The 20612-nt window shown below is 64.8% G+C and carries 15 protein-coding genes; 2 read left to right on the top strand and 13 right to left on the bottom strand.

The annotated features are described in order from the left end of the window. Window positions 1-150: 150 nt before the first annotated feature. From IG197_RS05710 to IG197_RS05670, 9 genes are all read right to left on the bottom strand, one after another. Window positions 151-1968, bottom strand: coding sequence for an ABC transporter ATP-binding protein (locus tag IG197_RS05710; RefSeq protein ID WP_192317573.1), 1818 nt, complete (start codon window positions 1966-1968; stop codon window positions 151-153). Further along, window positions 1965-2909: an acetamidase/formamidase family protein gene (locus IG197_RS05705; protein ID WP_192317571.1), complete on the bottom strand. Its 945-nt coding sequence runs from the start codon at window positions 2907-2909 to the stop codon at window positions 1965-1967. The genes IG197_RS05710 and IG197_RS05705 overlap by 4 nt, the downstream gene beginning before the upstream one ends. Beyond that, window positions 2899-4542: an ABC transporter substrate-binding protein gene (locus IG197_RS05700; RefSeq protein ID WP_192317569.1), complete on the bottom strand. Its 1644-nt coding sequence runs from the start codon at window positions 4540-4542 to the stop codon at window positions 2899-2901. Before IG197_RS05700 ends, IG197_RS05705 begins: the two co-directional genes overlap by 11 nt. A gap of 71 nt (window positions 4543-4613) precedes the next feature. Then, a complete protein-coding gene (locus tag IG197_RS05695; protein ID WP_182575309.1) occupies window positions 4614-5534 on the bottom strand; it encodes an ABC transporter permease in 921 nt (306 codons plus the stop codon). After that, a complete protein-coding gene (locus IG197_RS05690) occupies window positions 5531-6436 on the bottom strand; it encodes an ABC transporter permease (protein WP_115732783.1) in 906 nt (301 codons plus the stop codon). Before IG197_RS05690 ends, IG197_RS05695 begins: the two co-directional genes overlap by 4 nt. Further along, the gene (locus IG197_RS05685) at window positions 6414-7049 is read right to left on the bottom strand and encodes an ANTAR domain-containing response regulator (protein ID WP_192317568.1); all 636 of its coding nucleotides are present in this window, start codon (window positions 7047-7049) and stop codon (window positions 6414-6416) included. Before IG197_RS05685 ends, IG197_RS05690 begins: the two co-directional genes overlap by 23 nt. Before the next feature lie 13 nt (window positions 7050-7062). Next, the gene (locus IG197_RS05680) at window positions 7063-8169 is read right to left on the bottom strand and encodes a transporter substrate-binding protein (RefSeq protein ID WP_192317566.1); all 1107 of its coding nucleotides are present in this window, start codon (window positions 8167-8169) and stop codon (window positions 7063-7065) included. Window positions 8170-9339: 1170 nt separating this feature from the next. Further along, window positions 9340-10032, bottom strand: coding sequence for a LysE family translocator (locus IG197_RS05675; protein ID WP_192317564.1), 693 nt, complete (start codon window positions 10030-10032; stop codon window positions 9340-9342). Between the two features lie 201 nt (window positions 10033-10233). Continuing rightward, complete coding sequence (locus IG197_RS05670) at window positions 10234-10893, bottom strand: response regulator transcription factor (RefSeq protein ID WP_192317562.1); 660 nt, start codon at window positions 10891-10893, stop codon at window positions 10234-10236. Between the two features lie 132 nt (window positions 10894-11025). Between IG197_RS05670 and IG197_RS05665 the strand changes: the two genes are divergently transcribed. Beyond that, a complete protein-coding gene (locus tag IG197_RS05665) occupies window positions 11026-12792 on the top strand; it encodes an ATP-binding protein (RefSeq protein ID WP_192317560.1) in 1767 nt (588 codons plus the stop codon). Between the two features lie 800 nt (window positions 12793-13592). Here IG197_RS05665 and IG197_RS05660 read toward each other — a convergent pair. The 4 genes from IG197_RS05660 to IG197_RS05645 all read right to left on the bottom strand — a co-directional run bounded on the left by IG197_RS05660 (window position 13593) and on the right by IG197_RS05645 (window position 20035). Continuing rightward, window positions 13593-13880 (bottom strand): GIY-YIG nuclease family protein, encoded by a 288-nt coding sequence (locus IG197_RS05660; RefSeq protein WP_067963896.1) that lies wholly within the window; start codon window positions 13878-13880, stop codon window positions 13593-13595. A 592-nt stretch (window positions 13881-14472) separates the two neighbouring features. After that, window positions 14473-15810: a cytosine permease gene (locus IG197_RS05655; RefSeq protein WP_067963906.1), complete on the bottom strand. Its 1338-nt coding sequence runs from the start codon at window positions 15808-15810 to the stop codon at window positions 14473-14475. Window positions 15811-15917: 107 nt separating this feature from the next. Further along, entirely contained in the window at window positions 15918-17927 is a 2010-nt protein-coding gene (locus tag IG197_RS05650; RefSeq protein WP_067963905.1) for a hydantoinase B/oxoprolinase family protein, read from the bottom strand. A gap of 47 nt (window positions 17928-17974) precedes the next feature. After that, window positions 17975-20035, bottom strand: a complete 2061-nt coding sequence (locus tag IG197_RS05645) for a hydantoinase/oxoprolinase family protein (protein ID WP_192317558.1) — start codon at window positions 20033-20035, stop codon at window positions 17975-17977. A gap of 286 nt (window positions 20036-20321) precedes the next feature. Here IG197_RS05645 and IG197_RS05640 point away from each other — a divergent pair, with 286 nt between their 5' ends. Next, window positions 20322-20498, top strand: a complete 177-nt coding sequence (locus IG197_RS05640) for a hypothetical protein (RefSeq protein WP_192317556.1) — start codon at window positions 20322-20324, stop codon at window positions 20496-20498. The last annotated feature ends 114 nt before the right edge of the window (window positions 20499-20612 follow it).

Raw genomic sequence — 20612 nt, 5'->3', positions numbered from 1 at the left:
GGCTGCCATGCACAAATGTCGAAATGGCATATTCCAGTATGATCTTTCCACAATCTCTGCCGAGGGCTGTGACGTCTGATGGATGGCGAGCCGACCCCCGGCGCGGCCCACGCCCGGCGCGACTGGCGCGCCGGACAGGCAGCGGCAAGCTCAGCGGGCTTGCCGCTCCGGCGATTCCGCGACGAGATGGCCGCCGCCGACGTCGGTGAGCACCAGTTTCTGAGGCGCGTCGCCAAGCCTGCGCACCGGGCTCGGGATCTCGCGCTCCATGCGGGCGAAACGTGTCCTGCGCCGGAGCGGATCGGGAACCGGCACCGCCTCGATCAGCCGCCTGGTGTAGGCATGGCGCGGATTGGAAAAGATCTGGTCGCGCGTGCCCATCTCGACGATCTGGCCGAGATACATGACGGCGACACGGTCGGAGATGTTCTCCACCACCGCCATGTCGTGCGAGATGAACAGATAGGCGACGCCGAATTCGCGCTGCAGCTCCTTCAGCAGTTGCAGCACGCGCGCCTGCACCGAGACGTCGAGCGCGGATACGCTTTCGTCGGCGATGATCAGCTTGGGCCGCAGTGCCAGGGCGCGGGCGATGCAGATGCGCTGGCGCTGGCCGCCGGAAAACTCGTGCGGATAGCGTTCCATCTGGTCGGCAGAGAGGCCGACGCGCTCGAACAAAGCGGCGACCCGTTCGCTGCGCTCTTTGGATGTGCCGATGTCGTGAATCACAAGCGGCTCGGCGACGAGGTCGCCGACACGCATGCGCGGATCGAGCGAGGCGTAAGGGTCCTGGAAAATCATCTGCACGTCGCGGCGAACCGCCTTGCGCGCCTCGCGGCCGAGGCCCTTGAGGTTGCGTCCGCCGATCTCGAGCTCGCCGTGATAGGGCACCAGGCCGGCAAGTGCCTTCGCCGTCGTCGACTTGCCGCAGCCGGATTCGCCGACCAAAGACAGCGTCTCGTTGGCGGCGATGGCAAAGCTGATGCCCTCGACGGCATGCACCCGGCGGTTGACCCGGCCGAAGAAGCCGCCGGTGAGGTCGAAGCGGACATGCAGGTCGCGCGCCACAGCGACCGGCTGGGGTTTCGTCGCCGCGATCTCCGGGAGCGCTGCCTGCCGCGCGGTGCCCATGCGCGGCACAGCGGCGAGCAGGTCGCGCGTGTAGTCGGCCGCGGGCCGTTCGAAGATGTCGGCGACCTTGCCCTGCTCGACCATGCGGCCGTTGCGCATGATGATGACGCGGTCGGCCATTTCGGCGACGACACCCATGTCGTGGGTGATCAGGATGACGCTGGTGCCGTGCTGGCGCTGCAGGTCGCGCAACAGTTCGAGCACTTCGCCCTGCACGGTGACGTCGAGGGCCGTGGTCGGCTCGTCGGCGATCAGCACGTCCGGCTTCAGCGCCAGTGCCATGGCGATCATGACGCGCTGGCGCATGCCGCCGGACAGTTCATGCGGATATTGCCGGAGCCGGCTTTCGGCCTCGGGGATGCGCACGGCGGTCAGCGCCTCGATGGCGAGTTTGCGCGACTCGGCCGCGGAAACACCTTTATGGGCTTCGATCGCCTCGACCAGCTGGCGGCCGATCGACAGCACCGGGTTGAGCGAGGTCATCGGCTCCTGGAAGATCATGGCGATGCGGTTGCCGCGGATGCGGCGCATCCGGCGTTCGTCGAGCGAGGCGAGATCGGTGTCGCCGAGCCTGATCGAACCGGCTGATAACCGTGCCGCCGGCTGCGGCAGCAGCGCCATGATCGCCAGCGAGGTCATCGACTTGCCGGAGCCGGATTCACCGGCGATGCACAAGGTCTCGCCGCGCGCCAAGGAGAAGGAGAGGTCGGAGACGACAGGCCGTTCGCCGTCTTCGCCGCGCACGGAAATGGTCAGCCCGGCGACGTCGAGCACCGGCCTGTCGGCTGCCGGGGCAGGGGCTCCGGCAGCCTGTTTCGGATCGGTCGCTGCGTTCATTCGAACACGCAGCGCGGGAAGTAGAACGACACCACCCAGTTCGGCATGTCGACGATCTCCGAGATGCGAAGGTCGCCGCACACCGACACCAGCATGTAGGCGTCGACGGGGTCCATCTGGTAACGCCGTGACAGCAGGTCGACCATCTGGGCGACGGCTTCTTTGGCGCCGGTCATCAAATCGGGACCGATGCCTGTCGTCACCTCATAACCCTTGGCGTCGAGATGCCGCGTCACCGGCCCCGGCGTGGTGAAGCGCGGCGTCTTCAGCCTGGCATCCTTGACCAAATCGAGGGTCAGCACGACGTTCATCGGGCTTTCGATCGCCGTGCCGCAGACCTCGCCGTCGCCCTGGGCGGCATGCGTGTCGCCGACCGAGAACAGCGCGCCCGCCACTTCGACAGGCAGATAGAGCACGGTGCCGGCGGCAAGGTCGCGGATGTCGAGATTGCCGCCGACGCGGCGCGGCGGCACCACCGAGTGGTGCCCCATCTCGGCAGGGGCGTTGCCGATGGTGCCGGCGAAAGGCTTCAGCGGCACGCGGCCGTTTTTGCCAAAAAGCGCCGGTTCGAGCGAGGTCGCGTCATATTTCCAGATGGTGAGCGCCGGCTCCTTGAAGTCGTCGGCGAGCAGGCCGAAGCCCGGGATGTTGGCCGTCCAGCCGAAGCCGGACGGCTTGAACGCCTCGATCGTCACCTTGAGCGCATCGCCCGGTTCGGCGCCCTCGACATAGATCGGCCCGGTCACCGGGTTGATCTGGTCGAAGTCGAGTTTGGCGATGTCGTCGACGGTGCTGTCGGCCGTGAGCTGGCCGCCCGAGGAATCAAGGCATTCGAACTCGATCGTCGAGCCGGGCGTCACCCGCTCGGCCGGGGCAAAGGAATTGTCCCAGCCGAAGTGATGATGGCGTCCGTGGATGGTGTAGTTGCAGTTATTGCACATCGTTCACATACACATAGTCGTAGTTGATCGGGATATGGACCGGGTCGACATACAGCTTGTCGTCGCCGCCCATGCGCGGCGACTTCATGGTGAAGCGCTGCTCGTTGAAGACGGGCGCCCAGGGTGCGTCGGCCATGATCCTGGCGTAGATCTCGCCCCACAATTTGGCGCGTTCCTCGGCCTTGGCGGGATCGACGATCGAATCGGCCGCTGCCGCCTTTTCGTCGAGCTCCTTGTTGCAGTACCAGGCCCAGTTCCAGCCGCCCTGCACCGCACCGCCGCAGCCGAGGATCGGGCCGTAGAAGTTGGACGGATCGGGGAAGTCGGCAATCCAGGCCATGCCGCCGGACCAGATCATCGGCGCGCCGTCCTTTTCGCCGCCGGCGGCAATGACATTGGCCTGGGCGAGCGACTGGATCGAGGCCTTGATGCCGATTGCCGCCAGATCCTGCTGGATCGCCTGGGCGATGCGCGGGTTGGGATCGGTGTTCATGACGAACAGTTCGGTCTCGAAGCCATCGGGATGGCCGGCCTCGCCGAGCAGAGCCTTGGCCTTGTCCACGTCGAAGGCATAACCGGTGAAAGCCTTGTCATAACCCGGCATCGACGGCGGCAGCGGCTGGTTGGCAGGGACGGCGCGGTTGTTGATCAGCTTGACGATGCGGTCCTTGTTGATCGCCATGTTGACGGCCTGGCGCACCTTGACGTTGTCGAAGGGCGGCATCTGGGTGTTCATGGTGACGTAGCCGGTCTGCAGCTGGCCGCCTTCGACGACACGCGCCTTCTGCTCGGGATCGGCCATCACCTCCTGGAACTTGGCCGGCGGAATGCCGTCGCCCGGAACGTCGACCTCGCCATTCTGCAGGCGCAGAAGGGCTACGATCGGCTCCTGGCCGATCTCGAAGGTGATCTTGTCGATATAGGGCAGGCCCTTGTGCCAGTAGTCGGGATTGCGCTCGAACACCAGGCGCTGGCCGAGCGTCCACTCGGCCATCTTGTAGGCGCCGGTGCCGACAGGGTGCTTGCCGAAGTCGGCGCCGTATTTCTCGACCTCTTCCTTGGGCACGACATGGCTGAAATTGATCGCCATGACATGCAGGAAGGTGGCGTCGGGCCGTGACAGCTCGATCTTGACAGTCGAGGGATCGACCACGGTGACGCCGGCCAGGCTTTCCGACTTGCCGCCGGCGACGTCGTCATAGCCGTTGATCGAGGCGAAGAAGCCGGCGCCCGGGCTCTGCGTCTTGGGGTTGGTGACGCGGTCGAGCGAATATTTGACGTCGTCTGCCGTCATCTCGCGGCCATTGTGGAATTTCACCCCCTTGCGCAGCTTGAAGGTGAAGGTCTTGCCGTCGGGCGAGATCTCGTAGCTCTCGGCCAGTTCGGGCCGCAGCGTGGTGGTGCCGGGCTCGTAATCCATCAGCCCGTCGAACAGGCTCTTGATCATCGACCAGTTCTGCCAGTCATAACCGATCGCCGGATCGAGGGTGGCGACGTCGTCCTTGTAGGTGATGGTGATCGCGCCGCCCTGCTTGGCCTTGGGGTCGAGCGTTTCCTGCGCGGTGGCCGAGGCCAGGCCCAGCGCCAGCACAAGCGCTGACGCGGCGACGGTCGATGTCAACAATTGTCTCATCCGAGGTTCCCTTCTCTTTTGTTTGTCTGCTTGTCGTCTGTCTGTTGGCAGTCTGTTGGTCTTGTCGGGGATCAGCGCAGCTTGATGCGCGGATCGATGAACGGGGCGACGATGTCGGCGAGCAGGTTGCCGAGCACGATGGCGCAGGCCGAGACCAGCGTGACGCCCATGATGATCGGGATGTCGACGCGCTGGATCGCCTGCCAGGCGAGCTGGCCGATGCCGGGCCAGCCGAACACGCTTTCGACCACCACGATGCCGCCCATGAACATGCCGATGTCGATGCCGATCATGGCTATGACAGGCAGGATGGCGTTGGGCAGAGCGTGGCCGAACAGCACGGCGCGCTGGGCCAGGCCCTTGGCGCGGGCGGTGCGGATATAGTCCTGGCGCAGCACGTCGATCATCGACGAGCGCATCATGCGCGAATACCAGCCGGCGCCGAGGATGCCGAGCGTCAGCGACGGCAGCACCATGTGGCTGAAGGTGCCGTAGCCGCCGATCGGGAACCAGCCGAGCTTGACGGCAAAGACGTAGAGCAGAAGCAGGCCGACGACGAATTGCGGCGCCGACACGCCGATGAAGGAGCCGACCATCAGCGCCTGGTCGGTGGCGCTGCCGCGCTTGACCGCAGCGATAAGCCCCATGCTCAGCCCGATGACCAGCTCGCAGACGATGGCGCCGACCATCAGAAGCAGGCTGGCCGGCAGGCGCGCCACGATCAGCTCGCTGACCTCCGAACGCTGGATGTAGGAACGGCCGAGATCGCCGCTGACAAGGTTGGTCAGATAGCGCCAGTATTGCACCGCGAAGGGCTGGTCGAGCCCGAGCTGCTGGCGGATGCTCTCGACCGTCTGCGGGGTGGCGCTGCGGCCGGCGATCTGGCGCACCGGATCGGCCGGCAGGAGATAGAGCAGGGCGAAGGTGATCAGCGACACGCCGAGCAGGATCAAAGCTGCCTGGATCAGCCGGCGGGTGAGATAGGCGATCATGCCCGGCCTCGCTGCGTCGGGTCGAGAATGTCGCGCAGGGCATCACCGACGAGATTGAAGGCGAGCGCCAGGGCCAGGATCGCGGCACCGGGGAAGAACACCAGCCAGGGGGCTGCCTGGAAATAGGTCTGGTTCTCGAAGATGATGTTGCCCCAGGACGCCGTCGGCGGCTGCACGCCGATGCCGAGATAGGACAAGGTCGCTTCGAGCAGCACCGTCGTCGAGATGCCGAGCGTGCCCCAGACGATGATTGTCGGCAGAAGATGCGGCAGGATGTGGCGGAACAGGATGCGTGCCGTACCGGCGCCGATGGTGCGCTCGGCGTCGATGAACTCACGTTCGGCCAGCGAGCTGGTTTCGGTGAAGACGATGCGCGCCGTCTGCACCCAGTTGACCAGCGCGATCACCATGGCGACGATCCACAGGCTGGGCTGGAACACGGCGGCCAGGCAGATGGCGAGCAGAAGGGCCGGAAAGGCCATCATCAGGTCGGTGAAGCGCATCAGCGCTGCCCCGACATAGCCGCGGAAATACCCCGCGGTGATGCCGACGAGCGTGCCGATCAGAAGGGCAGCGCCATTGGCGACGATGCCGATGATCAGCGAGGTCCGCGCGCCATAAAGAATGCGGGTCAGAAGGTCCCGGCCGAGCAGGTCGGTGCCAAGCCAGAAGGTGGCGCTGGGCGGCAGCGGCGCGCCTTCCAGCGTCAGCCCGTCGAACATCTGCTCGTTGGGGTCGTAGCCGGTGAGATAGGGGGCGAGCAGGGCGCCGGCGACCGTGAGCGCGATGATCACCAGGCCGGTCAGCGCCAGCGGCCGCCTGACGAGGCGGCGCCAGACACCGGCCCGTGCCTTGGCCGGCACGGCGATGGCTGATATCTCAGGCGCGATGGGACTGGTCAACGCCGCCCTCCTTGTCGGTCTGGGCCTTTTCGGTCAGGGCCTTGTCGGTGAGGGCGACGACACGCCGGGCGGCGTCCTCGAGGCTGACCTGCCAGTTCATGGCAAGCGAACGCAATTGCGCATAGGCGCGTTCGTCGTCGACGCCCTGGCTCGACAGCGCGGCAACAGCGCGCACGATGGTCTGGCGCTCGGCGACGCGCTGCTGCAGTGCTGTGATCTCGTCGGCCAGCTGCCTGCGCGCGGCAAAACTCTGGCGGGCGATCAAAAGCGCGCTGTAGACGCCGGCATTGCCGACCGGCTTCAGCAGCTGCGCATCGGCCTTGTGCGACAGCGCCCATTCGATCCGGCCCGGCGCTTCCGAGCCGATCAGCGCAATCGTCGGCATCGGGGCGGCGCCCCTTGGCCAGGGAAATTGCTGGTCGAAGCCGAGATCGACGTCGAAGAACACGAAGTCGGCGGCCAGCGCCTCGGCCGGCAGTTCCGGCCAGCAGTCGACAACCTCGAGGCCGATCGCCTGGAGCTGGCGTGATATGGCGCCGACCGTGGCATGCGGGCGGTGCAGCACGAATGCCTTCGCGCCGCCGAGATTGGGGATATGTGCGGCCCGGCTCATGACACGACCCCGCTCATGACACCACCTTGAGCCTGACACGGTCGAAGGTCCTGGCCCGGTCGTAACGCGAGAGATAGGGGTCGGGAGCGACACGGTCGATATGGCTGACGCGTTCGAAGCCGAGCCCCGAGATGCGGCCGATCTCGACCGGCAGGGTCGCATGCTGGGTCTGCGGGTCGACGGCGATGGTGCCGAAGGGCGTGGCAAAACTTGACCTGGCAAAGGCGGTGGACAGTTCGGCGAAGCCTGCGCCGGGATTTGCCTGGAGCACCTTGGCCAGCACCATGACCGAGGCATAGGCCGAAGCCTCGAAGGACGATGCAGGCGTCTCGGCCGTGGCCGTGCCGGCGTCGCGGAAATAGGGCCCGACGGAGAGGTGGCCGCTTCCGGCCTCGCCGATCGCCGGTAACTCGGCCTCGGTCAGGTTGCAGGACAGGATCGGGCAGCGCTCCGGTCCGAAATGCGGGTCGTTGCGCGCCAGCTCGGCATATCTGGCGAAGAAGGCGTAGGACGAGGTGCCGATCAGATTGTTGAGGATGAAGGACGGCCGTGTCGCTTTGATCTCCTCGATCAGCCTGGAAACGTCGGCATCGCCGATCGGCAGATAGCGCTCGCCCAGCACCTTGCCGCCGGCGTCCGCGATCAGGTCGCGCGCGACGCGGTTGGTTTCCCAGCCCCAGATGTAGTTGGAGCCGAGCAGGAAGCCATCGGCGCCGAAGCGCGGCACGACATGGGCCAGAAGCGGCACCAGGTGCTGGTTCGGGCAGGCATGCATGTAGACGACATGCTCATTGGCCTCGAAGCCTTCATAGGGGCAGGCATACCACAGTGCCGCCCCCGACTTCTCCAGCACCGGGATGACCTCCTTGCGGCTCCACGACGTCACGGCGCCGACGACATGACGCGCGCTGCTCTGGCGCAGGATCTCGTCGCACAAGGGCGCATAGCGGTCGATATTGCCGCCGGGGTCGCGCTCGATGGCAACGAGCTCGATGCCGCTTGCCGGGTCGGCGTTGACGTCCGATATGGCGCGCATGGCACCCGCATGGCAGGCATTGGCGACCAGCTGGTAGCTGCCCGAGCGCGAATACAGCACGCCGATTTCGATGCGCGACTTCAAGAAATTCCTCCCAAAAACAAAAATGCCCCGCAGCCGCCGCCGGGAGGCGAGGCATACGAGGCATGTTTGCCACCCGGCAGTCGGGGCCGGTATTTCGTGTCAGCGTAGACTGTCGCGCCTGCCAGTCAAGGGGCCTGATGCAGATGCATGGATCCGGGCAAAGGCGTGGCAACTGTGTTCAAGCGAGCAAACAAGCGGCAACACTCCCACCCCTTCGCCATCCTGCCGTAAGGGTTTGGAACGTGATGAGGGTGGAGGAAAGAGCAGGCCCGGACCGTCTTTGCGCTGCCGACAGGTCACGGCATGGATCCCAGGGTCGCCGCGACGTCGCTGCGCTCCTGCTCCGCCCTGGGATGACGATGGGGTAGGGGCGTTCTCCAGCAATCTGCGACGTTTCCTGTTGGCTCGAGACAGGCGTTGGAGATGAGCGGCAACGCCTGCGCATTCGTCATCCCAGGGTCTCCGCGTCGCTGCGCTCCTGCTCCGCCCTAGGATGACGAAGCGGAGAGGCCGCTCGCTGCAACCGGCTCAACCACCTAAGCCCGCGACGACGCCCCCGCCCTTCGTCATCCTAGGGCGAAGCAGGAGCGCAGCTCCGTCGCGGCGGACCCTAGAATCCATGCCGTGAAGGTGAGGAATGCGGAGAGGGCAGAAGAAAAAGCACTTGTTTGCTCGCTTGAACACAGTTGCCATGCCGTGAGGGTGAGGAATGTGATTAGGGTGGAAGGACGTGCAGGGTTCTGAAACGTCTTTGCGCTGCCGACAGGTCACGGCATGGATCCTAGGGTCTCCGCGTCGCTGCGCTCCTGCTCCGCCCTAGGATGACGAGGGGTAGGGGCGTTCTCCAGCAATCTGCGACCGCGACGTCGCTGCGCTCCTGCTCCGCCCTGGGATGACGAAGCGGAGAGGCCGCTCGCGGCAACCGGCCCTAAGCCTGCGACGACGCCGTCGCCCTTCGTCATCTTAGGGCGGAGCAGGAGCGAAGCTCCGTCGCGGCGACCTGGGGATTCATGCCGTGAAGGTGAGGAATGCGGAGAGGGCAGAAGAAAGAGCACCTGTTTGCTCGCTTGAACACAGTTGCCATGCCGTGACGTTGTCGCCGGGCTCAAGCGGTCAAGAACGCCTGCTCTTTCTGCACCCGCCTTAGGTGACGCTTGATCAGGCAGCCCGTCAGATCTGGTGGCCGACCAGCGCCAGGCCGAGCCCGACCAGGATCGAGCCGCAGGCCTTGGGCACGATCCAGCCGGTATTGCCCGATGCGACGCGGGCGAGGGTGACCGAGGCGATGCCGACGGCGGCGACGTCGGCTGCCGAGAACACCAGGTTGACGAACATGCCGAGCAGCAGGAACTGCAGCCACACCGGCAAGCTGGCTGCCGGATCGACGAATTGCGGCAGGAAGGTCAGGAAGAACAAGGCGGTCTTCGGGTTGAGGATCTCGACGATGATGCTGTCGCGCAGGCTTTTTGACGCGAGGCTGGGCGAGGCCAGGCTTTGTGACGCGAGACTGGGCGAGGCCAGACTTTGTGACGCGGGGCTGGGCGAGGCGGGGCTGGCGGCGTCGCCATGCGACTTGTCCCAGCCCATGAACATGGTCAGCCCGAGCCAGACGAGATAGGCGGCACCGGCAAGCTTGATCGCCTCGAAAAGCATCGGCGCCTGTTCGATCAGCGAGGCCAGCCCGATGGCCGCGGCAAGGATGTGGACGTAGCAGCCGATATGGACGCCAAAGGCTGCCATCAGTCCGGCCCGGCGGCCGAGCGCCACCGTCTGCGCCGTCATGTAGAGGATTGCCGGCCCCGGCATGCAGGCGAAGGCCAGCGTCGCCAGGGCAAACGGCAACAACAGTTCCAGCGACGACATGTCGGCTCCTCCCTAATGATCCGATCGCCACATGACGCGATCGCCACATGACGCTGTGGAAGGGAGGAATAGGCGTGCCGGTCGGGCGAAAACATACGGCATGTGGCGTATATCGACTGCCCGTCGCCTCGGCTAAATAGTTGATGGTTAAAGAGATATTGACGTGATGCCGGGCGCCGGCAGGGCGCTGCGCGGCAGCCTTCAGGCTGTGGGCAAACCCAGGCGAACCGCATAGGCGGTCAGTTCGGCGGCACTGTGGAGATTGAGCTTGCCCATCAGGTTTTCGCGGTGCTTGCGCACCGTCAGCGGGCTGATGCCGAGCCGCTCGGCGATTTCGCGCGCCGTCAGCCCCTGCGCCACCAGTGCGAGGATTTCGCGCTCGCGCCGGGTCAGCGGCACCGGCGACAGGATGTCGGGCACGGCGTGCTGCCTGCCGCTGCCGGACGCCTCGCCGACGGCGAAACGCACGCTGCGGGCAAGGTAGGTGCCGCCTTTCCTGATTGCCTCGATCGCCTCGCCGAGTTCCTCGGGGTCGCCGTCCTTGGTCAGATAGCCGCTGGCGCCGGCCTCGACTGCGGCGCGCACCGTCCGCGGCTCGATATTGGCGGTCAGCACGATGATCTTCAGCCTGGGCACGAGCTCCCTGATGTCGGAGATGAACTGGATGCCGGCAACGCCGGGCATGCCGAGGTCGAGCAGCAACAGGTCGGCGCGGGTCTTTGTGACCTGCTCCAGCAAGGCCTCGCCATCCGCGGCTTCCGCCACCACCGACATGTTGTCCATCGTCGAGATCAGCATCTTCAGCCCTTCGCGCACCAGCGCGTGGTCGTCGGCGAGGATGAAGGTGAGAGGGCGGTTCATGTGGTCACCATTCATGATGAAGCGATGCGAATCGGCGGAACGCCAACTTATGGGAAATAAATTGTCGGTAGATCAACAGTCCCTGATGAGGAAAGCTTATGCGATCTTCATCCGGTACTTCAGGGGAATCGGATGCAGGAAGACAAGATACGCCAGGCTCTGGTCGAGCTTCTCTATCGCAATTCATATGGCGTGGTCATTTCCAACATCGTCATTTCGCTCGCCGCCGTCTACGTCTTGCGCAGCGGCATTTCCACGCCATGGCTGGTGGGATGGCTCGGCACGCTCTATGCGCTGACGGCGCTGCGCGTTTTCGCCTCCCGCCGCTTCTTCAGCCGGCCGCGCGATATCAGGACGATCATGCGCTGGGCCTGGCTGGCGGCCGCCTTTTCCTGGGTCTCGGGATTGTTGTGGGGCATGTTCGGCTGGGTCGGCTTCCTGCCGGAAGCGCCGCTTCTTCTGTCCTTCACCGTGGTGGTGCTGACCGGCCTGGTCTGCGGCACGGTGCCGTCGCTTTCGGCCTTTCCGCCGGCGCTGATCGGCTCGATCCTGGCGACGGTGCTGCCGGTCGCCGCCCGCGTCATCACCAGCGGCAGCGCGATTTCGGCGGGTTTTCTGTTCCTGCTCGTCTCGCTCGTGGTGATCAATTTCTACTATTGCCGCATCACCTACCGCATGTTGCGCGAGACCATCAGCCTGCGCCTGGAAAATGAACGGCTCGTCGAGCATCTGCAGGAGGAGCGCGACCGGGCGCAAACCGCCGACCGCGCCAAGACCCGCTTCCTCGCCGCGGCGAGCCACGACCTGCGCCAGCCGATCCATGCGCTCAGCCTGCTGGTGTCGACGATTGCCGTGCTGGCCAAACGCGGCAACGTGCCGGCCGAGCAGGCGCGCGGCCTCGCCGGCCGGGCCAAGTCGATCATCGGCAATCTCAGCGGCCTGCTGAACGCGCTTCTCGACATTTCCAGGCTCGATGCCGGCATCGTCACGGTTGCCCGCGAAACCGTGTGCCTGCGCGAACTGTTGCGCGATTTTCGCGAGGAGTTCGCCACCGAGGCCAAGGAGCGTGACCTGAAATGGCGGGTGGTCGACAGCCATCTGCTGGTCGAAAGCGACCCGATGATGCTGAAGCGCGTGCTGACCAACCTGGTCACCAACGCCTTCCGCTACACCAGGCAGGGTGGCGTCGTGCTCGGCTGCCGCAAGCGCGCCGGGTGCGTCGAGATCCAGGTCTGGGATAGCGGCCCCGGCATTCCAGACGACCAGCAGGCAGCGATCTTCGAGGAATTCGTGCAATTGCAGAACCCGGCGCGCGATCGCACGCAAGGGCTCGGCCTCGGCCTCGCCATCGTTCGCCGCACCGCCGGCTTGCTGAAGCATCCGCTGAGGCTGGTATCCAGACCGGGGCGTGGTTCGATGTTTTCGATCACCGTGCCGGAAGTCCGCGCCGCGAAGGCGCCGGTGCCGCAGCGCGAGACGCGGACTGAAGCCCTGACCGGCGGCATCATCGTCGTCGAGGACGAGAGCGACATCCTCGAGGCGATGGAGCAGCTGCTGACCATCGAGGGCCACAGCGTCTATGCCGGACGCTCGGCGGCGGAGGCCCAGGCGGTGCATGCGGCCGCCGCCCTGCGCGGCGCGGCACCTGTCGACCTGATCATCTCGGACTACCGGCTGGCCCATGGCGCCACCGGGCTGGAAGCGATCCGCATGCTGAGCGCCTATCTCGGCCGCAGCGTGCCGTCGATCATCATCACCGGCGACACCTCGCCGTCACGGCTGAAGGAGGTGAGCGCCGGCGGCAGCCGCATCCTGCACAAGCCGATCTCGGAGGCCGAACTCCGGCAGGCGATCGAGGCGGCATGGGCAGAGGGCAGGGCGGTGACGGCGGGGGAATGAGCCTGGCTGGCGGAGCGTGGGCTCTCCGCTTCGTCATCCCAGGGGCGACGTTTTCTGTTGGCTCGAGACAGGCGTTGGAGATTACCGGCAACGCCTGCGCATTCGTCATCCTAGGCCGGAGCAGGAAGCGTAGCGCGCTGCGTTGACCCTGGGATCCATGCCGTGAAGGTGAGGAATGCGGAGAGGGCAGAAGAAAGAGCACTTGTCCGCTCGCTTGAACACAGTTGCCATGCCGTGAAGGTGAGGAATGCGGAGAGGGCAGAAGAAAGAGCACTTGTTTGCTCGCTTGAACACAGTTGCCATGCCGTGCGGGTGAGGAGCGTGATGCGGGTGGAAGAAAGAGCAGGCCTGAACCGCCTGTGCGCTGCCGCAAGGTCACGGCATGGATCCTAGGGTCGCCGCGTCGCTGCGCTCCTGCTTCGCCCTAGGATGACGAAGCGGAGAGGCCGCTCGCGGCAACCGGCTCACCACCTAAGCCCGCGACGACCACCTAAGCCCGCGACGACGCCCTCGCCCTTCGTCATCCTAGGGCAAAGCAGGAGCGAAGCTCCGTCGCGGCGACCCTAGGATCCATGCCGTGCGGGTGAGGAATGCGGAGAGGGCAGAAGAAAAAGCACTTGTTTGCTCGCTTGAACACAGTTGCCATGCCGTGCGGGTGAGGAATGTGATGCGGGTGGAAGAAAGAGCAGGCCTGAACCGCCTGTGCGCTGCCGCAAGGTCACGGCATGGATCCCAGGGTCTCCGCGACGGAGCTGCGCTCCTGCTTCGCCCTGGGATGACGAAATGGTGGGCTCCCGACATCACCACCCAAGCCCACGAAACAGCTCGTGCCATTCGGGATTGGTCTTCTCGATCAGTTCGACCTTCCACTGGCGTGGCCAGCGTTTGAGCGATTTCTCGCGCTGGATGGCGTCGCGGATGTCGAAGTGCTCCTCGTACCAGACGAGGCGATGTACGCCGTAACGCGCGGTGAAACGAGAGCCCTCGCTTGCCTTGTGTTCCGGCAGACGGCGCGCGAGATCGTTCGTCACGCCGATATAGATCGTGCCGCCCTTCTGGCTGGCGGTCATGTAGACATATCCGGTCATCGCGAGAGATTATTCGCGGCAAGGTTGCGCGCAAGGCCTGCCACATGGGCGCACGCCCCGCAGTCGAACCCCACCTGGCGACGGCCCACCCCTTCGTCATCCTAGGGCGAAGCAGGAGCGCAGCTCCGTCGCGGCGACCCTGGGATCCATGCCGTGACATTGCGGCAGCGCCGAAGCGGTTCAGAACGCCTGCACTTTCCTCCGCCCACCCCACATCCCTCACCCTCACGGCATGGATCCTCGGGTCAAGCCCGAGGATGACGAAATGGAAAGGCCGCCCCCGTCCTTCGTCATCCTAGGGCGGAGCAGGAGCGAAGCTCCGTCGCGGCGACCCTAGGATCCATGCCGTGACCTCGCGGCCGGGCTCAAGCGGTCCAGAAGCCTCTCCTGCACCCGTCCCACATTCCTGGACCTCACGGCATGGATCCTAGGGTCAAGCCCTAGGATGACGAATTGGAGAGGCCGCTCGGCAGGCCAAGACCACCCAAGCCAGCGGCGTCCACGCTGTCCTGCGGCGGACAAGGCACGGTCAAAAACAATCCGGGCGCCGTCGGGTCTCGATGGTCGAGACCGCAACGGCGCCCGGTTGGCCTCAGGAGGCTATGGCGACCGTTCTGATGCGCGACGACAGCGCCCAGAACAACAGGAAGCTGCTGGTGACGGTTGCCGGCGCCGACAGCAGTTCGAGGTTGGGGATGGCGAGCAGGATGATGCCGATGGCCACAGCACCGAACCAGGCGACCATGCCGGGCGCATAATAGGCCGGGAAATCGTCGTCGGGACGGGCGCTTTCCTCGCCGCTGCCGTCATGCTGTCCGCACATGATATAGGCCAGCGCCACGCCGACCCAGGCGACGACGAAGATGCCCTGATAGGCGAGTGCGACGAGCAGATACTGGAAGATGTCGGCCAGCATCACGACATAGACGATGACGCCGACAATGATCGCCCAGACATATTTCGGCATCTCCAGCTTGAACACCAGCCGGAAGAACGCCTGCATGTTGACTGTCGACAGGTAGAAGTTGGTGGTGTTGATGCGCGTCTGGCTGATCCAGACGAACAGCAGGCCGAGCGCGCCCATCATCACGATCAGCGCCTTGACGACCGACACCTCCGAGGTTGCGCCCTCGAGCGGGATCGTCTGCACCAGGAAGATGCCGACCAGGCCGTTGACGAAATAGGTCAGCGTGTAGAAGGGCAGGCCGAAATTGAACACGGCGTGGTAGGTCTCGTCCTCCTTCTTGCCGAAGCGGGCGAAGTCGAAGGTGCACATCATCATCCACCAGACGCCCATGAAGGCGATGAAGACGTTGATCCAGCCATAGGGCGGGGCGCCGCCATCAGGCGTCATGGTCAGCCAGGCGTTGGAATAGCCGTAATGCGAGATGGCGTAGATCACGGTGCCCATCAGGCCGACAAGATAGAGCGGCAGGAGATAGCCGTTGAACTTGTCGAGCCAGTGCTGGACGCTGCCGAGGATCAGCGGCACGCTGTAGATGCAGACGATAAGCGCGGCGACCGCGAAGGTCAGGCCTTCGAAATAATAGGTCGCCGCCGTGGCGATGACCGAGCCTTCGAACACGGCGTAATAGATGCTCGACACCGCATAGATGAAGGTGGCAATCGCCGAGCCGTAGCGGCCGAACAAGAGCCTTGAAAATAGCGACACCGACAGGCCGCTCCTGATCGCGTAGCGGGTGATGACCGCATTGATCGCCGAGTAGGAGATAACAGTCAGTATCAGGCCGATGATCGTATTGGCGGTGCCATAGATCTCGGCGAGCGTCGCCGAGATGATGAGAAAGAACATGGCGCTGCAGATCGCCCAGAAGGCCATCGTCAGATTGAGCTTGGGCATGCGGCCTTTGGGTGGGACGGGCCGTTGCGAATAGTCGAGTTCCCCTGCGACATCGAGACTTCCAGACATGGTTCATCTCCGAATTTTTGTTTTTTGGCAGATTCTTGATTCTTGATATGCGAACCCCGTTGGCGAAGAAGGCAGCAAGCCCACTGGAGCCTGCTGCCTTCCCTTGATCAGGCGACCTTCAGGGTCGCGTTGGCGGCCTGGCCCGATGCCGTCCAGTAGGGAACCGTCCGCCGCTTCAGCATCTCGCGGAACTCGGCGGTGGTCTTGGCAAGAAGCTCGCCCGAGCCCCAGTCGACGATGACGCCGTATTGGCGGATCAGGTCGAGCATGTTGAGCTTCTTGTCGCGATAAAGGGCGGCGATCTTCTCGGCGTCCTCGTTGAGCCAGTCCTTGCGGTGGCTGGCGATGCGCGCCCGTTCGGCCAGCGTGGCGTTCTCGTCGATCCTGTATTGGTCGAGATCGAGATCGACGACATGGACGACGACGCCATAGTCCTTCTTCGCCCGCTCGACCGAGACATAACCTTCGACCACGTCGCTGAGCACGCTCTGGATATCGCGCTTGAGCGGATCGCCAAGGCCGCCGCCGCCGGCCGAGGGCCGCTGCACGGTGTCGCCCTGCTGCAAAGGTACGCCTGAAAACAGCGAGCCGAGATACCGCTCCTTGTCCTGGCCGGGATTGACCCAGACGCCGTGCGGGATCGACGGCAAGCCGCCCCACAGGCCCCAGGTGATCGAGCGCTCGCGGTCGCAGCAATAAGACACCACGGTGCGTTCGCAGGCGTAAAGCGTGCCGCCCTTCTGGACGCCGAGGCCGCCGCGGAATTCGCCGGGGCCGCCGGAGTCGACCATCAGCTCGTGGCAGGTGGTGAGAACAGGCGACAGCCGCTCCTGGCCTTCGAAGGGCTGGGTGCCGAGCTGGACGCCGAACACCGGGCCGGTTGCCGCCCAGCCGTCACGGCCGTTGCGCGCGCCCCAGCCGCCGACCATCCAGTCGTACCACATGAAGTAGGGCTTGCCTTCGTGACGCGTGTCGCGGCCGCCGATCAGGAGGTAGTCGAGGTTGAAGGTGCAGGCCATGGCGCGTTCCGGCAAGACCTCCGCCCAGAGCTCGAACACCGCGTTCATGATCTTTTCGAACGGACCGGAGGCGAAGCCGGCGACCGGCGTCGGCCATTCGGCATTGACCACCGAGCCGAGCGGGCCGGCATCGACCGTCACCACCCGGTAGAAGCCGGAGTTCATCGGAATGTCGGGCGACTGCATCTTGGTGCCGGCAACGACGGCGGCGAAGGCGCCGCCATAGCAGCAGTTGAGGAACGAGCCGACCGTCTTGGGGTGGGAGCCGGTCAGGTCGTAATGGACGCGGTCGCCGTCGATGGTCATCTTGACCTTGATCGGCACCAGCCCTTCGCCCTCGTCGGGATCGACGTCGATGTAGTCGATTGTCTCCCAGGTGCCGTCGGGCAGCTCGGAGATGCGCTGGCGCGTCATGTCCTCGACATAGTCCTGGACCTCGTTGAACGATTTCTTGATCGTGTCGACGCCATATTTGTCGCACAGGCGCTGGATCTCGCGCTCGGCCAGGCGGCAGGCTTCGGCCTGGGCCTGGAGGTCGCCGATGATGTCGCTGGGCGCACGGGTGTTGTGGGCGATCAGCTCGGCGACGTCGGAGAGATAGACGCCCTTGCTGTAGACCCGGACCGGGGTGATGCGCAGGCCCTCGGCCATGTGGTCGAGCGCGTTGACGTTGAACGAGCCGGGCACGGCGCCGCCGACATCGGCCCAGTGGCCGTTGGCCTGGGCGAAGCCGAGCAGTTCGCCCTTGTAGAACATCGGCGCAAACAGGCGGGTATCGTTGAAGTGGGTGCCGCCCTGGTAGACGTCGTTGATGACGAAGACGTCGCCCGGATGCACGTCATGGCCGAACTTCTTGATCACCGCCTTGGCGGTCAGGTGCAGCGTGCCGACGTGAGCGGCGATGTCGCCGCTGCCTTGCATGATGGTGTCGCCGGTCGGATCGCACAGCGCCGAGGAGAAGTCGCGGGAGTAGATGACGAAGGAGTAGCAGGTGCGCAGGATCTGCTCCGCCATCTGGTCGACGATGTTGACATAGGCGTTCTTCAGGACCTCGAAGGTAACCGGATCGAGCGTGCGGCGATCTTTTCTAGGTGCCATTTCCAATCTCCAATTCAGAATTTGCGTGAGGGCTAAAGCTCGGTCGTTCAGGACTGCTGCGGGACGTGCATCCTGATGATCAGGTACTCGTCCACCTCGGCCTTGATCCCGGGCGGCACGACGATGGTCGAGTCGAGCTGGTCGATGATGGCGGGGCCGGCGACGACGGCACCCGCATGCAGGGTCGAGCGGTCATAGACCGGGGTCTTGATGCGCTCCGGCGCTTCGTCGAAGCGGACCAGGCGTTCGCCGACGGGGGCGGGCAAGGGTGCTGTGCGCAGTTCGTGCCGGGCGAGCTCCGCCTTGCGGTTGACGCCGGTGGCCTTGACCTGGATGCGGCACACTTCAACAGGGGCATCGGGCCTCGAATAATTGTGCTCGCGGCCATGCTCCTCGTGGAACTGCCTGACGGCCTCGTCGAGGTTTTCGATGTCGGCGCTGACCGGGATCGACATCGAGCGCCACTGGCCGAGATACCGCATGTCGATGTAGCGCTGGAACAGCATCTGCTCGGGCGAGATATCCTCGCTCAGCAGGCGGTCGTGGCCGTCTTCCTCGAGCAGGCGGAAGGCGCTGTTGAGCTCGGCCATGTCGATGTCGCTGACAGTGTCGGTGTACATCTGGGTGATGTCATGGGTGATGTCGACGAGCAGGCAGCCCATGGCCGAGGTGACGCCGGGATTTGGCGGGATCAAAACGACGGGGATGTAGAGGTCGCGGGCCAGTGCCACGCCATGCAGGGCACCGGCGCCGCCGAAGGCGACCAGCGCGAAGTCGCGCGGATCGTAGCCCTTGCGCAGCGACACCAGCCGCACCGCATCCGCCATGTTGGCGTTGGCGACCTTCAGGATCGACAGTGCCGCCTGTTCCGCATCCATGCCGAACGGCTCGGCGATGACCCGGTTGATGGCGCTTTCGGCCAGCTTGACGTCGAGTTCGACCCTGCCGCCGGCGAGCTTGGTGCCGAGGCGGCCGAGATAGACATTGGCGTCGCAGTTGGTCGGCTCGGTGCCGCCCTGATTGTAGCACACCGGTCCCGGCGTCGAGCCGGCCGATTGCGGTCCGTTGCGAAGCGCGCCGGCCGCGTCGCGCCAGGCCAGCGAGCCGCCGCCGGCGCCGATGGTCAGGACCTCGATGCTGGGGAAGCGGATCGGATAGCCATATTCGACATGCCAGTCATTGGTGACGTGGAGATGGCCGTCGGAGCACAGGCTGATGTCGGTGCTGGTGCCGCCCATGTCGAGGCTGATCGAGTTCTTGTAGCCGGCGAGCTCGGAGATGAAGCGGCTGGCAATGGCACCCGCAGCGATGCCCGATGCCGCGAGCCGTGCGGCAAATTTGGTGGCGCCCTTGGCGGTCATGACGCCGCCGCCGGAATGCAGCAAAAGCACGTCGCCGGCATAACCGCCGTCCTGCATGCGGCTTTCGAGCTCGGCGCCATACTGGCCGGCGACCGGTCCGAGCACGGTGTTGGCAACCGTGGTGTTGAAGCGTTCATGCTCGAAGATCTCGGGCATGATGTCGCTCGACAGCGAGATCGACACGCCCGGCAGTTCCTCGAGCAGGATGTCGCGCATGCGCTGCTCGTTTGCGGGATTGACGAAGGAATTGACGAAGCAGATGGCGACGTTGTTGACGTTGCGTTTTTTGATGACGCGGGCGAGCTCGCGCGCCTCGGCTTCATTGACGCCTTCGATGACCTTGCCCGAATAGTCGATGCGCTCCGACACCACCAGGCGGTCGCGGCGCGGCAGATAGGGCGGGGCCATTTCCTTGTAGGTGTCCCAGAGATCGTCACGCGTGCCGCGGCGGATTTCGATGACGTCGCGAAAGCCCTTGGTCGTGACCATGATGGCGGGCGGGAAGCGGCGGGTGATCAGCGCATTGGTGGCAAGCGTCGTGCCATGCGAGAACAGGATGATGTCGCGCAGCGCCACGCCGCCCGCCTCGATGCCCTTGAGCACGCCGTCGATCGGGTCCGGCGTCGTCGGCGTCTTGGCGACATGGATCTTGCCGGAAGCCTCGTTCAGGATGCACACATCGGTGAATGTGCCGCCCACGTCGCAGGCCACACGCACCGCAGTGCCAAATGTCTCTACCTTGTTCACGTCCAGTTCCTCCTCAGGCTGATTTGTGTTGTCGTGCTTCCGCCGGGCGGGGCCGTTTTGGCAAAGCTCCGCACGTCTGGAATCCTTGCGGAATCCCAGGGAATTCGGGGTGCGAGCGACTGACGTCGCTCGAAGCGGCAATGGCTATCGTCAGCGTCGTTGCTGTCTGCGCAGCCGAAGAGACGGGGCGCGCAGCGCACTGGTGGTAAAACGCAAAAAGGCTCCGGCGGAGATGAACCGCGGGAGCCTTTTTGCTCTGGTCTCAGCCCGCAGCGTCGCAGGCCTGATGTCGATGATCATCCGCAACTTCCCGATTTCTGTCAACCGGGATTTCGTCCGATCGGCGCAACAGCAGGCAAAACAACGTGCCTGGCGGTTTGCCGGCTCGCCTGCGACCGTCGGACAGCCTTTGCCGGAACAGGGCAGTGGCCTGATATCGTTTGCCGAGGCGCAAGCGAGTTGACGGGCCAGATCGCTTGAGGCACAGTTTACGCAAGGACAGCGATGTCCCGATCAGTCGAGCAAAGGCGCTTGCTGCGGTAACCCGCGCTGGGCGCTTTTTTTGTGTCGAGTTCGC

The organism is Aminobacter sp. SR38 (assembly GCF_014843375.1).
Taxonomy (GTDB): Bacteria; Pseudomonadota; Alphaproteobacteria; order Rhizobiales; family Rhizobiaceae; genus Aminobacter; species Aminobacter ciceronei.
This window is presented reverse-complemented; position numbering and strand designations above follow the sequence as displayed.

Bases quoted from the DNA above. Each gene is read 5' to 3' on its own strand.
- IG197_RS05710 (WP_192317573.1), bottom strand. From the start codon at position 1,968: ATGAACGCAGCGACCGATCCGAAACAGGCTGCCGGAGCCCCTGCCCCG.
- IG197_RS05705 (WP_192317571.1), bottom strand. From the start codon at position 2,909: ATGTGCAATAACTGCAACTACACCATCCACGGACGCCATCATCACTTC.
- IG197_RS05700 (WP_192317569.1), bottom strand. From the start codon at position 4,542: ATGAGACAATTGTTGACATCGACCGTCGCCGCGTCAGCGCTTGTGCTG.
- IG197_RS05695 (WP_182575309.1), bottom strand. From the start codon at position 5,534: ATGATCGCCTATCTCACCCGCCGGCTGATCCAGGCAGCTTTGATCCTG.
- IG197_RS05685 (WP_192317568.1), bottom strand. From the start codon at position 7,049: ATGAGCCGGGCCGCACATATCCCCAATCTCGGCGGCGCGAAGGCATTC.
- IG197_RS05675 (WP_192317564.1), bottom strand. From the start codon at position 10,032: ATGTCGTCGCTGGAACTGTTGTTGCCGTTTGCCCTGGCGACGCTGGCC.
- IG197_RS05670 (WP_192317562.1), bottom strand. From the start codon at position 10,893: ATGAACCGCCCTCTCACCTTCATCCTCGCCGACGACCACGCGCTGGTG.
- IG197_RS05665 (WP_192317560.1), top strand. From the start codon at position 11,026: ATGCAGGAAGACAAGATACGCCAGGCTCTGGTCGAGCTTCTCTATCGC.
- IG197_RS05660 (WP_067963896.1), bottom strand. From the start codon at position 13,880: ATGACCGGATATGTCTACATGACCGCCAGCCAGAAGGGCGGCACGATC.
- IG197_RS05655 (WP_067963906.1), bottom strand. From the start codon at position 15,810: ATGTCTGGAAGTCTCGATGTCGCAGGGGAACTCGACTATTCGCAACGG.
- IG197_RS05650 (WP_067963905.1), bottom strand. From the start codon at position 17,927: ATGGCACCTAGAAAAGATCGCCGCACGCTCGATCCGGTTACCTTCGAG.
- IG197_RS05640 (WP_192317556.1), top strand. From the start codon at position 20,322: ATGTCGATGATCATCCGCAACTTCCCGATTTCTGTCAACCGGGATTTC.